This is a genomic window from Pseudomonas silensiensis, from assembly GCF_050434865.1.
Taxonomy (GTDB): Bacteria; Pseudomonadota; Gammaproteobacteria; order Pseudomonadales; family Pseudomonadaceae; genus Aquipseudomonas; species Aquipseudomonas fluorescens_W.
On record NZ_JBNDJH010000021.1, the window covers coordinates 16910 to 31521 of the forward strand.

The following is a 14612-nucleotide window of genomic DNA, read 5'->3' on the forward strand; positions in this document are numbered from 1 at the left end:
TATTTTCAGCCCTGCCATCAAACTGCAACTCAGCGGACTGCTAATGCAACTTCAATTGATTCATTCAAGGGCGTAACTGCAATAACGCTGCGGCCATCGCGTTATCAAAACGCTGGATAACTTGCTGGCATTGTTCATCGTCGATAATCAATGGCGGCAACAAGCGGATGACATTGCCCTTACGTCCGCCGCGTTCCAGCAACAGGCCTTGTTTGAAGCACTGTTGCTGGATGGCCACGGCCAGCGCCGGGTCCATCGGGAAATGCCCGTGGCGATCCGCCGGCTGGCGCTCGTCGACGATCTCGATACCCAGCATCAGGCCGCGGCCGCGCACCTGGCCGAGGGCCGGATAATGCGCCTGCAACTCGACCAGTCGGTCCTTGAGCCACTGGCCACGGCGCTCGGCCTGGGCGGCGAGGTTTTGCTGTTGCAGCACCTGCAACGTGGCCAGCCCGGCGGCCATGGCCATCTGGTTGCCGCGGAAAGTCCCGGCGTGATTGCCTGGCTCCCAGGCGTCGAATTCACGACGGATGCCCAGCACTGCCATGGGCAAACCGCCACCGACCGCTTTGGACATGACGATCAGGTCCGGCTCGATGTCGGCGTGTTCAAAGGCAAACATCTTGCCGGTGCGGCCGAAACCGGTCTGCACTTCGTCGAGGATCAGCAGGATGCCGTGCTTGCGCGTCACCTCGCGGATCGCCCGCAGCCAGCTCGCGGGCGCACAGTTGACACCGCCTTCACCCTGCACCGCTTCAAGGATCACCGCCGCCGGCAGTGACACGCCGCTTTCGACGTCTTCGATGAACTGGGTGAAATAGTGAGTCAAGGCCTCGACCCCGGCCTCACCGCCGATGCCCAGCGGGCAGCGGTATTGGTGGGGGTACGGCATGAACTGCACCCCGGGCATCAGGCTGGCGATGGCATTTTTCGGCGCCGTGTTGCCGGTCAGGGCCAGGGCGCCGTGGGTCATGCCATGGTAGGCCCCGGAGAAACTGATGATGTTGTTGCGACCGGTGTAAGTCTTGGCCAGTTTCAGCGCGGCCTCCACTGCATCCGCCCCGGACGGCCCGCAAAATTGCAGGCAGTAATCACGACCCTGGTTCGGCAGCAGGCTGAGCAGGGTTTCGCTGAAAGCGTCCTTGACCGCGGTGGTCAGGTCCAGGGTATGCATCGGCAGGCCTGAAGCGAGGAAGCTGTCGAGGCTGGCCATGACGGCCGGATGATTGTGCCCCAAGGCCAAAGTACCGGCGCCGGCCAGACAGTCGAGGTAAGTATTGCCCTCGACATCGGTCACCCAGAGCCCGTGCGCCTTGGCAATGGCCAGTGGCAACTTGCGTGGATAACTGCGTACATTAGATTCGAACTTGCTTTGTCGAGCCAAATAGTCGGCATTGGTTTTTTGCAAAGTATTAGAGTGCAATACGCCATCATTCAACATCGCTTCACCCTCGTTAAAGTCGATATGCAACTTATTCTCATTACCGAGTTGTTGCAACTAATTCTTACAACCTATTTGGAAATTTACATATAGCGATTTCAACTACTTTAAAAACTATCAGGCACGCAAAAAACCAAGTTAATAAACCTGGTATGAACTTCGGAAGCGCCATGATCTTGCCATGATCTTTTAATACAACTGACAACTTCGCTATAGGCTACGGACAGATAGCGACTTATACGCAAGTGTCTTAATGCTCATTAACTGATGGGGTGCATAGGTCCTTCCTCATATACGAATCAGGTCATGGTCCAACGAAGACGCCCCGATCCCTGGGGCGCATGACACGGGTGGATCAGAAGTCAACGGTCGCCGAAAGAAGATAGGTGCGCGGGGTCGACAGCGTCAAACCAGGCTCGCTGTCATCCGAGGCACCGGCCGAACTCCAGTAGCGCTTGTCCGCCACGTTCTCGACATTGGCACGCAGGGTGATGTTCTTTTCCTCGACCTTGAACGCATAGCGTGCGCCCACGTCGAAACGCTCCCAGGAGTCGATTTCCTTGTTGTTGGACTGGTCCAGGTACTGCGAGCTGGAATAGATGCCGCGGCTGGTCAGGGTCAGGCCCTGTACGGTCGGCACGTCCCACTCGGCGCCCAGGTTGACGTTGTATTTCGGCGTGGCCGGCGCCCGGTTGCCGTCGAAGGTGCCATTGGTGGTGTTGCTCAACTCGCTGTCGATGTACATCACACCGCCGAGCAGACGGAAACCATCGAGCGGTTCACCGAACACACTCAGTTCCACACCGGTGTTCTCACGCTTGCCGTTCGGGCCGAAGACGCGGGTCGTGGCGTTGGTCTCGTAAGCCGGCTGCTTGATCCGGAACACGGCGGCGGTGACGGCGAACGCACCGGCGTCATACTTGGCGCCGACCTCGACCTGGCGGCTGATGAACGGCGGGAAAATCTCGTCCTCGTTCACCGAGGTCGACGGTGCGATCTTGCCCTGGCTCAGGCCTTCCATGTAGTTGGCATAGAGCGACAGCTTATCGGTTGCCTTGAACAGAATGCCGCCTGACGGCGAAACCTTTTCCTCGTCGTAGCCAGTGTCGCCTCTGACGTTATCGGTCCAGTCGTCAACCTTCACGCGCTGCCAGCGGGCGCCGAGGGTCAGCAGCAGCCGGTCATCGAAGAAGCCCAGGGTGTCGGACAACGCCACACCGGTGGAGCGGTTCTCGGTGTAGACCTTCGAATCCTGTCGCGTGGGTCTGACAGGCGTTGGTGTTGTCACGGGGTTGTAGAGGTTGCTGTTGCCTGCGGCATAACGGGCGCCGCCATTTTCGAAGTCCATGTAGTAATAGCTGGCAGCCAGGTTGACTTCATGGCTCACCGGGCCGGTATGAAACCAGTTGCGCACCCCCGCCGTGCCCGTCCGGACATTTTCGTCACGGGTGAAGTCACGGGGTAGAACGCTGAAATTGCCAGCGTTGTTGATAACCGAAACGGCATGACGGAGAAAGTCATGGTTACTTTTGCGTGCGCCCACTCCGCCGTACAGCATCACGGAATCGTTGACATCGAATTCGCCGTTCACCATCCCGAAAGTGTCGTTGGTACTCGCCTTGCTCCAGGGCTGCGCATAGTTGCGGCGCACATCGCTGGCATGCGGAACCTGCGCGTTAGGGCCAACCTGTACGCGCTCCTGCGGTGCGTCGGTATCACGTTCGGTGCGCCCGATGTCCGTCGAGAGTCGCAGGCGTTCACCGCGAAAATCCAGGCCCAGCACGGCCATCTCACGGTCGACATTCTGGTGATCCCATTCGGTGTCGCCGGACTGCTTCACGCCGTTGAAACGAAGGCCAAACTTATTGTCTTCACCGAAGCGCCGGCCGACATCCACGGCACCACCGACCTGGCTGTCGGACGCGTAGCTGCCGGTGAATGAAGTGATGGGCTTGTCGGTCGCGCGCTTGGGCACCACGTTGATCCCGCCACCCACGCTGCCCCGCGGCGAGATGCCGTTGATGAGCTGGCTGGGGCCTTTGAGGACGTCGACGCGGTCGGCCATCTCCATGTCGATCGTATAGGTCGGCAGGACGCCGTAGAGGCCGTTGTAGGAAACATCACTGTTGAACAGGCTCAGCCCGCGAATGGTGAACTGCTCATAGCGCCCACCCGCCGGGTTGGTGGCGCGAACCGAAGGATCGTTGGCGACCAGGTCGCCCAAGGTCCGCGCCTGCTGGTTTTTGACCACCTCACTGGTGTAGGTGGTCATGCTGAACGGCGTTTCCATAAAGTCTTTCGAGCCCAGCAGGCCCTGTGAACCGCGACGCGCAACTTGGCCGCCGGGATACGGATCGCCGTGCTCCGAGTCAGTGGCACCGACAATCGAGGTGGCCCCCAGTTGCAGGCTGCCGCTTTCTGGCGCCGGAGTCAGGATGTACGCCTCTTCACCTACCGGTTGCAGTTGCAGACCGGAACCCTGCAACAGACGGGCAAAGCCCTCCTCCACCGCGTACTCGCCGGAAAGTCCAGGGCTGGTGCGACCGCCCACCAGTGCCGGGTCGACTGACAGATTGACCCCGGCCAGCCCGGCGAAACGGGTCAGCGCTGCACTGAGGCTGCCTGCCGGCACCTGGTAACTGCGTCGAGGCGCGTCTTCGGCCCAACCGGCAGTGATGAACAACGGACAGGCACTCAGACTCAGCATCAGACTCAAGTGCAACAACGGGCGCAGTCTGGAAGAACCCAGACGCGTACTGCAGGGCATCACTACAGGCATTGAGAATCTCTCTGATTTCGTTTCACTTGCCTTGAATGACAAGCGACGCGAAAAAAGGGGACACACCTCAAACACTATTTTTGCGCGGCAGCAACGTGACCCAGTAGCGGGTTCGCCTATGCACCTCCAGCGGCAAGCTGGCCGCCAGCAACGTCAGGATGCGATCGGTGTCTTCCAGACGGAAACTGCCGGTGACGCGCAGGGATTCAAGTTCCGGTTCCCAGCGCAACAATCCCGGACGATAGGTACTGAGTTCGCGCAGAAAATCGCCCAGGGGCTGGTTCTGTGCCATCAACACGCCGTCGCGCCAGCCAGGCGCAAGTACATCGAAAGGTTCGACGCGTCCGGCCCCCATCGCCTGAAGGCTGACTTGCTGGCCTGCGCGCAATGAAAAGACCGGTCCGCGCAAAGGCTGCAACTGCACCGCACCTTTAAGCACTGACACCTTGCACCCCGTCTGCCCCTGACGAACGCACACTTCGCTCTGACTGGCGACCACTTGCCCGAAACGCGTCTGAATCGTCAGCGGCGATGTGCCGGGAACATTGAGCGCTATTTCGCCTTCCACGAGTGTCAGTCGCCGGTTCTTCAGGTCGATATCGACGGCACTTGCGGTATTCAATTGCAGCGAGCTGCCATCGGCCAACTGGACCTTTTTGCCCTCCCCGGTCGCCGTTCGCAGGTCAGCGCGCCAGACATCCAGAGGTAGCTGCCGGCTGATCAGCCAGGCGGTTGGCACCAGCGCCACCGCCCCGACGGCGCGTTTGAGCACCGTGCGCCGACTCGTCTGCGGCCGATCCAGGCTGGCCATGGCCAGTGCCGACGGCAGGTCGGTAAAGCGTTGGCGCAAGAGCTGGGCTTTCTGCCAGGCCTGTTCGTGACTGGGATGGCTGTCACGCCAGTGCTGCAGATTGGCACGGTCGCGATCATTGGCGGCGCCTGATTCCATGAGCGCCAGCCATTGAGCGGCAGCCCGCACGACTTGCCGGGCTTCAGCCGAAGGCGGCGAACCGATCACAATTCCACCAGCAGGCAATGTTCATAGGCTTGCGCCATGTAGCGCTTGATCGTGCGCTCCGAGACTTGCAGGCGTTCGGCAATTTCGTGATAACCCAGGCCTTCCAGTTGGCTCCAGAGAAACGCCCGGCGCACCGCGGTCGGCAATCCATCGAGCAATTCGTCCAGGGCTTGCAGGGTTTCCAGCAGCAACCAACGTTGCTCGGGGGACGGCACGCAGTCCTCAGGCAGCAGCGCCAAGGCGTCGAGGTAGGCCTGCTCCAGGCTGCGGCGCTTATAGAAGTTGCTCAGCAGCCGCTTGCCGACTGTCGCCAGATAGGCGCGGGGTTCTTGCAGGTCGGCGATGTGCTGGGAGCTGGCGAGTAAACGCACGAACGTATCCTGGCTCAAGTCCGCCGCATCATGGCCATTGCTCATGCGTCGTCTCAACCAGCTTTCGAGCCAGCCACGATGGTCGCGGTACAGGTCGTGGAAGGTTTGCGCCGCCGGCATCGCTGCATCACTCATCTAAAGGAACCCTGCGCGAAGAAATATTTTAAATGCGACTCATTCTAATTAGTGTTGATACGTCAAACCAAGCGCTTTATGTGTTTCGCCCCAAGGAAAAACCTGGATACGCGAATGAAAGACAGGTGTTTCTGCCACGCAGCCACCGGTTGATCAGGGCTGAGCGTTATTGAGGGGAATCGTCGAGAGGAGGAAGAATTCGATGCACGGCCGCATTTGGCCGGCAGATGCGAATACCCATGGTTGCGGGGGGAAGGAGAAAAAGCCAAATCGCAGGCACAAAAAACCCCGGTCTTTCGACCAGGGTCTTTGCTATCGACTCGAAGTAGCCAGCGGCTAACTTCGTAGCTCCAAGGCGTTCAGTGGGCCTTGAGGCAGATATGGCGCAGCGGACGGGACTCGAACCCGCGACCCCCGGCGTGACAGGCCGGTATTCTAACCGACTGAACTACCGCTGCGTATCGCTTTGGACTTTCGTCCAAGTAACTCGTCTGACTGAAAGCTTCGAGGCTTTCAATCTCGAACCAGAATAAATTCTGACTCGGAAAATATGGCGCAGCGGACGGGACTCGAACCCGCGACCCCCGGCGTGACAGGCCGGTATTCTAACCGACTGAACTACCGCTGCGCGTCGGTGGAGGCTTTTAAAAGCTTCCATCTTGCTTTCGCAAGACTCTCGGAAGTGGTGGGTGATGACGGGATCGAACCGCCGACATTCTGCTTGTAAGGCAGACGCTCTCCCAGCTGAGCTAATCACCCGTTTGCATCTCCGAGGCCGCGAAATTTACGCAGGTACCGAAGCTAAGTCAATACCCCGCTTGAAGTTTTTCTGAAAAAGACAAAATCATGTCATTTCCCGCAGCGCTGCCCACGGCCGCCTGCAACCTCAAACCGCCGCTGTCGCGGCCCCTGCCCGAATTACTCGCTGTAAATCATCTTCTTGGTCATGCCGCCATCGACCACGAACTCCTGGCCCGTGACAAAACCGGCGTTCTTCGACAACAGCCAGGCGACCATCGCTGCCACGTCCTCGACCGTCCCTACCCTGCCCGCCGGATGCTGGGCATGATCGGCATCGGTCAGTGGTTCGGCACGGCGTGCGGAAGGATCCCGCGCATCAATCCAGCCCGGACTAACCGCATTGACGCGGATTTCCGGCCCAAGGCTGATCGCCAAGGCATGAGTCAGGGCCAGCAGGCCACCCTTGCTCGCCGCATAAGCCTCTGTGTCGGGTTCCGACTGCCCGGCGCGGGTCGAGGCCAGGTTGACGATCGCGCCGCTGTGAGCACGCAGGTACGGCGCACAGTGCTTGGCCAACAGCATCGGCCCACTGAGATTCACCGCCAGCACCCGATTCCAGTACGCCAGATCAAGGCTTTCAAGGGTGATGTTGTGCGGATCGGTAACCGCCGCGTTGCACACCAGTGCATCCAGACGTCCGAATTGCCCCAGCACTTCGGCGACGCCTAACGCCACCTGCCCTTCGTTCGAGACGTCCATGGCGATGAACCAGGCGTTGTCGCCGAGTACCTTCGCCACTTTCGAACCGCGCACCCGATCAAGATCCGTCAGCACCACTTGCCAGCCTTCGCTGATCAGCCAGGCCGAGATCCCCAGACCAATGCCCCGCGCAGCACCCGTGACCAGTGCAACGCGGCCATTGGTGCCAGTGCCCGGCGCGGACAACTCGATCACAAGGCAGCCAACCCGCGCGCCAGATCGGCTTGCAGGTCTGCCACGTCTTCCAGACCGACCGCGATGCGGATCAGGCTGTCACGAATGCCCGCGGCTTCACGCTCTTGCGGCGCCAGACGGCCGTGAGAGGTGGTGCTTGGGTGCGTAATGGTGGTTTTGCTGTCACCGAGGTTGGCGGTGATGGAAATCAGGCGAGTCGCATCGATAAAGCGCCAGGCGCCCTCTTTGCCGCCCTTGACCTCGAAACTCACGACCGCACCAAAGCCTTTCTGCTGACGCAGGGCCAACTCGTGCTGCGGATGGCTTTTGAGACCGGCGTAATGGACTTTCTCGATACCGTCCTGCTGCTCCAGCCATTCGGCCAGTTGCTGGGCATTGGCACAGTGCGCCTTCATGCGCAGGCTCAGGGTTTCCAGGCCCTTGAGGAAGATCCAGGCGTTGAACGGGCTCAGAGTCGGCCCGGCAGTGCGCAGGAAACCGACGACTTCTTTCATTTGTTCGCTGCGACCGGCCACAACACCACCCATGCAACGGCCTTGGCCGTCGATGAACTTGGTCGCCGAATGCACGACGATGTCCGCGCCCATCTTCAGCGGCTGCTGCAACGCCGGGGTGCAGAAGCAGTTGTCGACCACCAGTAACGCGCCTTTGGCGTGAGCGATTTTCGACAGCTCGGCGATATCCACCAGTTCAGCCAGCGGATTGGATGGCGATTCGACGAACAGCAATTTAGTGTTGGCCTTGATCGCCGCATCCCAACCGGACAAATCCGCCAGGGGCACGTAATCGACTTCGATGCCGAAGCGCTTGAAGTACTTCTCGAACAGGCTGATGGTCGAACCGAACACGCTGCGCGACACCAGCACGTGATCGCCAGCGCTGCACAGACTCATCACCACCGCCATGATTGCGGCCATGCCGGTCGCCGTGGCCACGGCTTGCTCGGCGCTTTCCAGCGCGGCAATGCGCTCTTCGAACGCACGTACGGTCGGGTTGGTGTAGCGCGAGTAAACGTTACCCGGCACTTCACCGGCAAAGCGTGCCGCCGCATCAGCAGCGGTACGGAATACGTAGCTGGAAGTGAAGAACATCGGATCACCGTGTTCGCCTTCCGGCGTGCGGTGCTGACCGGCGCGTACGGCCAGGGTGTCGAACGCTACGCCTTCGAGGTCGCTGTCCAACCGACCGGCATCCCAATCCTGACTCATGCTGTCACTCCTTGCCCCGATTTTTATAAATAGGAATTCTTTTAGTAGATACAAAACCGGCCCCTCAGGGCCGGTAGTTACTCAGTTGTTATACAGATCAATGATCGCACTGACTGCCTGCGTCTTGACCTTGGAGGCATCATTACGTGCCTGCTCGATCTTGTTCAGGTAAGCCTCATCAACGTCGCCGGTGACGTACTGGCCGTCGAACACCGCGCAATCGAACTTCTCGATCTTGATCTTGCCGCCACCGACCGCTTCGATCAAGTCAGGCAGGTCCTGATAGATCAACCAGTCAGCGCCGATCAGATCAGCCACGTCCTGGGTCGAACGGTTGTGCGCGATCAGCTCGTGCGCGCTCGGCATGTCGATGCCGTAGACGTTCGGGTAGCGAACGGCCGGTGCCGCGGAGCAGAAGTAGACGTTTTTGGCGCCGGCTTCGCGGGCCATCTGGATGATCTGCTTGCAGGTGGTGCCGCGAACGATGGAGTCGTCCACCAGCATCACGTTCTTGCCGCGGAATTCCAGCTCGATGGCGTTGAGCTTCTGGCGTACGGATTTTTTCCGTGCGGCCTGGCCCGGCATGATGAAGGTCCGGCCGATATAACGGTTCTTCACGAAGCCTTCGCGGAACTTGACGCCCAAGTGGTTCGCCAACTCCAGGGCCGCGGTACGGCTGGTATCCGGAATCGGGATGACCACGTCGATGTCGTGATCCGGACGCTCGCGCAGAATCTTCTCGGCGAGTTTCTCACCCATGCGCAGACGGGCTTTATAGACCGACACGCCGTCGATGATCGAGTCCGGACGCGCCAGGTAGACGTGTTCGAAGATGCACGGGGTCAGGGACGGGTTGGTCGCACACTGACGGGTGTGCAGCTTGCCGTCTTCAGTGATGTAGACCGCTTCGCCTGGTGCCAGGTCGCGAATCAGGGTGAAACCGAGCACGTCCAGGGAGACGCTTTCGGAGGCGATCATGTACTCGACGCCTTCGTCGGTGTGACGCTGACCGAAGACGATCGGGCGGATGCCATGCGGGTCGCGGAAACCGACGATGCCGTAACCGGTCACCATCGCCACGACCGCGTAACCACCGACGCAACGGTTGTGCACGTCAGTGACGGCCGCGAACACGTCTTCTTCGGTTGGCTGCAACTTGCCGCGCTGGGCCAGTTCGTGAGCGAACACGTTGAGCAGCACTTCCGAATCGGAATTGGTGTTGACGTGGCGCAGGTCAGATTCGTAAATCTCCTTGGCCAGCTGTTCAACGTTGGTCAGGTTACCGTTGTGCGCCAAGGTGATGCCGTAAGGCGAGTTGACGTAAAACGGTTGGGCTTCGGCCGAGGTCGAACTGCCCGCGGTCGGGTAACGCACATGGCCAATACCCATGTGGCCGACCAGGCGCTGCATGTGACGTTGATGGAACACGTCACGCACCAGGCCATTGTCCTTGCGCAGGAATAACCGGCCATCATGGCTGGTCACGATACCGGCAGCGTCCTGGCCGCGGTGCTGGAGGACGGTTAGCGCGTCATACAGCGCCTGATTGACGTTCGACTTACCGACGATACCGACGATGCCACACATGCGACGCAACCCCTACTTAATGGATCTGAACTGAACACAACTCACTGAGGCGTTTTGGCCATCGGCAAGAGGTGCTCCTTGAACGGTATCTCAGCGGGTATGCTGATACCGCTGGCAAGCCACTGACTGCTCCACCCGAGAATCAGGTTTTTGGACCAGTCTGCGACCAAAAGAAATTTTGGCACGAGCTGTGACTCTTGCCACCACCCGTCCTGCTGTACCGGCCCCAGGCTCAACAGCCCGACCGCCACGACCACCAGCAACACGCCACGCGCGGCGCCGAAGGCCATGCCGAGGAATCGATCGGTCCCGGACAGCCCGGTGACGCGAACCAATTCGCCGATAAGATAATTGATCATCGCGCCTACGATTAACGTGGCGACAAACATGATGGCACAGCCCGTGATCACACGGGCCGACGGCGTTTGGATGTATCCGGCGAGGTACTCGGACAATGAACCACCGAACATCCAGGCGACGACTCCTGCGATGATCCAGGTCACCAGCGACAGTGCTTCTTTGACGAAGCCGCGGCTCAGACTGATCAATGCGGAGATGGCGACGATTGCAACGATCGCCCAGTCAACCCAGGTAAATGGCACAGTGCAGCCTACAGACGGATAAGGCGGCGCATTTTAGCAGAGCGCATGGCTATCGGTAAGCTGCGATTGTCAGTGCATTTCATATCGGGGCGATAGTTTTAGCCACGCTCAGGCTGGAAACGCACCACAAAACCCTTGAGGTTCTGCTGACGACTCAACAAGTCACGCAGACGATCGGCTTCTGCACGCTCGATCAGCGGTCCGACAAACACCCGATTCTTGCCGTCGGCAGTCCGAATGTAGGCGTTGTAGCCCTGGCTGCGCAGGGATTTCTGCAGGCTTTCTGCACTTGCACGGCTCGACAGGCTGGCCAGTTGCACCGACCAGCTGACCGACAGGCCATTGGCATCGACGCGGCTTTGCGTCGTGTCCGGTTTGCCCGGTGCAGCCGTGATGGGCTGGCTAGGTGCAACCGTTGGTTTGTTGACCGGCGCCGGAGCTGGCGCGACCGGTTTGGCGGCAGGTGCAGGCGCAACCGGGGCAAACGGAGCAGAAGGTGCTTCTCGCTGAGCGATTTCATCATCACTCGGCACAGGCTCCTGAGGTAGCGCTTGCGGCTCAGGCACCACCACCGGCTCGACCTGAACTTGCGGCACCGCAGGCGCTTGCGGCGCAGCCGGGGCTTCAACCGTCACTTGACGCTGTTCATCCTGACGGGAAAACAGCATCGGCAGGAAAATCACCGCCAGCGCCACCAGAACCAGGGCGCCAACCATGCGCTGTTTGTATGCCTTATCCAGCAATGCCATTTGCCGCTTCCTCCGTGGAGCGCCGGGCCAGCCATTCAAGGGCCTCGGCGACACAATAAAATGATCCGAACAACAGAATCTCGTCGTCGTTCGTCGCCAGCGCGCACTGCCCTTCCAGGGCGGCGGCCACACTGTCATAGGATGTTACCGAGGCGCCAAGGTTCTGCAACGCCGCGTGCAAATCGGCAACCGGGCGTGCTCGCGGTGAATCCAGCGGCGCGACGGCCCATTGCTGGACACTAGCATTCAATTCACCGACAACACCATCCAGATCCTTGTCCGCCAGCAATCCGAACACCGCCAGACGCTTGCCGGCTGGTGGTCGGCTGGCCAGGCGGCGAGCCAGATACTCTGCCGCGTGCGGGTTATGCCCCACGTCCAGCAACAGGCTCAGGCGCTTGCCCTGCCAGTCGAACTGACGGCGATCGAGGCGACCGACCACCCGAGTGGCTTTCAGCGCAGCAATAATGTGTGCATCCGCCCAAGGCAACCCGAGCAGCAGGTAAGCCTGCAACGCCAGCGCGGCGTTTTCCATCGGCAGATCGAGCAACGGCAAATCGTGCAACTCGACCACACGCCCTTGAGCGTCAAGACCGCGCCATTGCCAGTTGTGATCGGTGATGCCGAGGTCGAAATCGCGCCCACGCAGGAAAAACGGGCAATTGAGCTCGCGCGCTTTATCCAGCAGAGGTTGTGGAGGATTCAGGTCGCCACACAGCGCAGGCGCGCCCTGGCGGAAAATGCCGGCCTTTTCGAACGCTACGGACTCGCGGGTATCGCCCAGATAGTCCGCGTGATCGACACCGATGCTGGTGACCAGTGCCATGTCGGCATCGACCACATTGACCGTGTCCAGACGCCCGCCCAGACCGACTTCCAGCACCACCGCATCGAGACTGGCGTGTTGAAACAGCCAGAACGCCGCGAGGGTGCCCATTTCGAAGTACGTCAGGGAAGTGTCGCCACGGCCCGCCTCGACCGCTGCAAAGGCTTCGCACAGCTCGGCGTCAGTGGCTTCGACGCCATTGACCTGCACCCGCTCGTTGTAACGCAGCAGGTGCGGAGAATTGTAGACACCGACGTTCAGGCCCTGCGCCCGCAGCAACGAAGCCACGAATGCGCAGGTAGAACCTTTGCCGTTGGTGCCGGTGACCGTGATCACCCGAGGCGCCGGTTTGCCCAGTCCCATGCGGGACGCTACCTGTTGCGAGCGCTCCAGGCCCATGTCGATGGCCGAAGGGTGCAACTGCTCAAGGTAGGCGAGCCACTCGCCAAGGGTACGTTCGATCATATGTTGGCGGGTACCGGTGGAACTACGATTGGTTCGATTGGCGCGGCGACGAATTTTGGCGTCGGCAGGCCCATCATTTGTGCCAGCAGATTGCCCAGGCGCGGACGCAGTTCCTGACGGTGAATGATCATGTCGATCGCACCGTGTTCCAGCAGGAACTCGCTGCGCTGGAAGCCTTCCGGCAGTTTTTCACGCACGGTTTGTTCAATAACGCGCGGACCGGCGAAGCCGATCAGGGCCTTCGGCTCACCGACGATCACATCGCCGAGCATCGCCAGACTGGCGGAAACGCCGCCGTAGACCGGGTCGGTCAGTACGGAGATGAACGGAATGCCTTCTTCACGCAGACGCGCCAGTACCGCAGAGGTCTTGGCCATTTGCATCAGGGAGATCAGGGCTTCCTGCATCCGCGCACCGCCAGAAGCGGCGAAGCAGATCATCGGGCAACGGTTTTCCAGCGCGTAGTTAGCAGCGCGAACAAAACGCTCACCAACGATCGCGCCCATCGAACCACCCATGAAGGAGAATTCGAAGGCCGACACCACTACCGGCATGCCCAGCAGAGAGCCGCTCATGGAGATCAGTGCGTCTTTTTCGCCGGTCTGCTTCTGCGCAGCGGTCAGGCGATCCTTGTACTTCTTGCCGTCGCGGAACTTCAGACGGTCAACCGGCTCCAGGTCAGCGCCCAGTTCGGCACGGCCTTCAGCGTCGAGGAAGATGTCGATGCGGGCGCGGGCGCCGATGCGCATGTGGTGGTTGCACTTGGGGCAAACGTCCAGGGTCTTTTCCAGCTCCGGACGATACAGCACAGCCTCGCAAGACGGGCATTTGTGCCACAGACCTTCAGGCACCGAGCTCTTCTTGACCTCGGAACGCATGATCGAAGGGATCAGTTTGTCTACTAACCAGTTGCTCATGCTTTCTTTCTCCAGTACCGGCGGCCCGAACACTCTGGTTCGCAGCCCCGCGTATGCCCTTGAGCTAAATTCATGTGTGTGGCGATGATCGATGGGTTGCCGGATCAGCGAAACGTGACCTGCGTACACCCCAAAAACCCTCAGCCATGCCTGTGGACGGCGGCAGTGTGCCAGCCGTCACATCAGCTAGTGCGTACCGCTTTAATGAATGCCTGAATCTTTGCGTGATCCTTGATGCCCTTGCTCGCCTCCACCCCACCGCTGACGTCCACGGCATAAGGCCGAACCCTTGCAATCGCCTCGGCGACGTTGTCCGGCGTCAAGCCACCCGCCAGGATGATCGGCTTGCTCAAGCCTTGCGGTATCAGAGACCAGTCGAACGCTTCACCGGTTCCGCCGGGCACGCCTTCAACGTAGGCGTCGAGCAGGATGCCGCTGGCGCCTGGAAACGCATCGCATGCGGCCGCGATATCGTCACCGGCCTTGACCCGCAGCGCCTTGATGTACGGACGATTCCATTCTTCGCACTCGGCCGCGGTTTCGTCGCCATGGAACTGCAACAGGTCCAGCGGCACGGCGTCGAGGATTTCCCCCAACTCGCAGCGGCTGGCGTTGACGAACAACCCCACGGTGGTCACGAACGGCGGCAACGCGTTGATGATCGAGCGCGCCTGCTGAAACGTCACGGCCCGAGGGCTTTTGGCGTAGAACACAAATCCGATCGCATCAGCCCCGGCCTCAACCGCTGCCAACGCATCTTCTATGCGGGTAATCCCACAAATCTTGCTGCGAACGGCCGACATGTCGATAGAACCCCAA

Annotated in this window: 12 protein-coding genes and 3 tRNA genes; all 15 read right to left on the bottom strand. The window is 60.2% G+C overall.

What is annotated here, in order from left to right:
- Positions 1 to 64: 64 nt before the first annotated feature.
- Positions 65 to 1441, bottom strand: a complete 1377-nt coding sequence (locus QF010_RS24980; protein WP_429534177.1) for a diaminobutyrate--2-oxoglutarate transaminase — start codon at positions 1439 to 1441, stop codon at positions 65 to 67.
- 355 nt (positions 1442 to 1796) lie between these two features.
- A complete protein-coding gene (locus tag QF010_RS24985; protein WP_033061837.1) occupies positions 1797 to 4220 on the bottom strand; it encodes a TonB-dependent receptor in 2424 nt (807 codons plus the stop codon).
- 67 nt (positions 4221 to 4287) lie between these two features.
- The gene (locus QF010_RS24990; protein WP_429534148.1) at positions 4288 to 5238 is read right to left on the bottom strand and encodes a FecR domain-containing protein; all 951 of its coding nucleotides are present in this window, start codon (positions 5236 to 5238) and stop codon (positions 4288 to 4290) included.
- Positions 5235 to 5744: a sigma-70 family RNA polymerase sigma factor gene (locus tag QF010_RS24995; protein ID WP_033061839.1), complete on the bottom strand. Its 510-nt coding sequence runs from the start codon at positions 5742 to 5744 to the stop codon at positions 5235 to 5237. Before QF010_RS24995 ends, QF010_RS24990 begins: the two co-directional genes overlap by 4 nt.
- Positions 5745 to 6125: 381 nt before the next feature.
- Positions 6126 to 6202 (bottom strand) — tRNA-Asp (locus tag QF010_RS25000).
- A gap of 93 nt (positions 6203 to 6295) precedes the next feature.
- Positions 6296 to 6372: transfer RNA gene (locus QF010_RS25005), tRNA-Asp, on the bottom strand.
- 55 nt (positions 6373 to 6427) lie between these two features.
- Positions 6428 to 6503, bottom strand: a tRNA-Val gene (locus tag QF010_RS25010).
- A 159-nt stretch (positions 6504 to 6662) separates the two neighbouring features.
- Positions 6663 to 7439: an SDR family oxidoreductase gene (locus QF010_RS25015; RefSeq protein WP_033061840.1), complete on the bottom strand. Its 777-nt coding sequence runs from the start codon at positions 7437 to 7439 to the stop codon at positions 6663 to 6665.
- A complete protein-coding gene (locus QF010_RS25020; RefSeq protein WP_033061841.1) occupies positions 7436 to 8647 on the bottom strand; it encodes an O-succinylhomoserine sulfhydrylase in 1212 nt (403 codons plus the stop codon). Before QF010_RS25020 ends, QF010_RS25015 begins: the two co-directional genes overlap by 4 nt.
- A gap of 81 nt (positions 8648 to 8728) precedes the next feature.
- On the bottom strand, positions 8729 to 10234 hold the full coding sequence (gene purF / locus QF010_RS25025) for an amidophosphoribosyltransferase (protein WP_007905939.1): 1506 nt from the start codon (positions 10232 to 10234) through the stop codon (positions 8729 to 8731).
- Positions 10235 to 10275: 41 nt separating this feature from the next.
- Entirely contained in the window at positions 10276 to 10836 is a 561-nt protein-coding gene (locus QF010_RS25030) for a CvpA family protein (protein ID WP_033061843.1), read from the bottom strand.
- Positions 10837 to 10934: 98 nt separating this feature from the next.
- Positions 10935 to 11585, bottom strand: coding sequence for an SPOR domain-containing protein (locus QF010_RS25035; protein WP_429534149.1), 651 nt, complete (start codon positions 11583 to 11585; stop codon positions 10935 to 10937).
- The gene (folC, locus tag QF010_RS25040) at positions 11569 to 12876 is read right to left on the bottom strand and encodes a bifunctional tetrahydrofolate synthase/dihydrofolate synthase (RefSeq protein WP_429512663.1); all 1308 of its coding nucleotides are present in this window, start codon (positions 12874 to 12876) and stop codon (positions 11569 to 11571) included. The genes QF010_RS25035 and folC overlap by 17 nt, the downstream gene beginning before the upstream one ends.
- On the bottom strand, positions 12873 to 13793 hold the full coding sequence (gene accD, locus QF010_RS25045) for an acetyl-CoA carboxylase, carboxyltransferase subunit beta (protein ID WP_033061847.1): 921 nt from the start codon (positions 13791 to 13793) through the stop codon (positions 12873 to 12875). The genes folC and accD overlap by 4 nt, the downstream gene beginning before the upstream one ends.
- A gap of 182 nt (positions 13794 to 13975) precedes the next feature.
- Positions 13976 to 14596, bottom strand: a complete 621-nt coding sequence (locus QF010_RS25050) for a phosphoribosylanthranilate isomerase (protein ID WP_429512660.1) — start codon at positions 14594 to 14596, stop codon at positions 13976 to 13978.
- Positions 14597 to 14612: the final 16 nt, after the last annotated feature.

Excerpts from the sequence above, each read along its gene's own strand:
- QF010_RS24980 (WP_429534177.1), bottom strand. The coding sequence starts at position 1,441 with ATGTTGAATGATGGCGTATTGCACTCTAATACTTTGCAAAAAACCAAT.
- QF010_RS24985 (WP_033061837.1), bottom strand. The coding sequence starts at position 4,220 with ATGCCTGTAGTGATGCCCTGCAGTACGCGTCTGGGTTCTTCCAGACTG.
- QF010_RS24995 (WP_033061839.1), bottom strand. The coding sequence starts at position 5,744 with ATGAGTGATGCAGCGATGCCGGCGGCGCAAACCTTCCACGACCTGTAC.
- QF010_RS25020 (WP_033061841.1), bottom strand. The coding sequence starts at position 8,647 with ATGAGTCAGGATTGGGATGCCGGTCGGTTGGACAGCGACCTCGAAGGC.
- purF (WP_007905939.1), bottom strand. The coding sequence starts at position 10,234 with ATGTGTGGCATCGTCGGTATCGTCGGTAAGTCGAACGTCAATCAGGCG.
- QF010_RS25035 (WP_429534149.1), bottom strand. The coding sequence starts at position 11,585 with ATGGCATTGCTGGATAAGGCATACAAACAGCGCATGGTTGGCGCCCTG.
- folC (WP_429512663.1), bottom strand. The coding sequence starts at position 12,876 with ATGATCGAACGTACCCTTGGCGAGTGGCTCGCCTACCTTGAGCAGTTG.
- accD (WP_033061847.1), bottom strand. The coding sequence starts at position 13,793 with ATGAGCAACTGGTTAGTAGACAAACTGATCCCTTCGATCATGCGTTCC.
- QF010_RS25050 (WP_429512660.1), bottom strand. The coding sequence starts at position 14,596 with ATGTCGGCCGTTCGCAGCAAGATTTGTGGGATTACCCGCATAGAAGAT.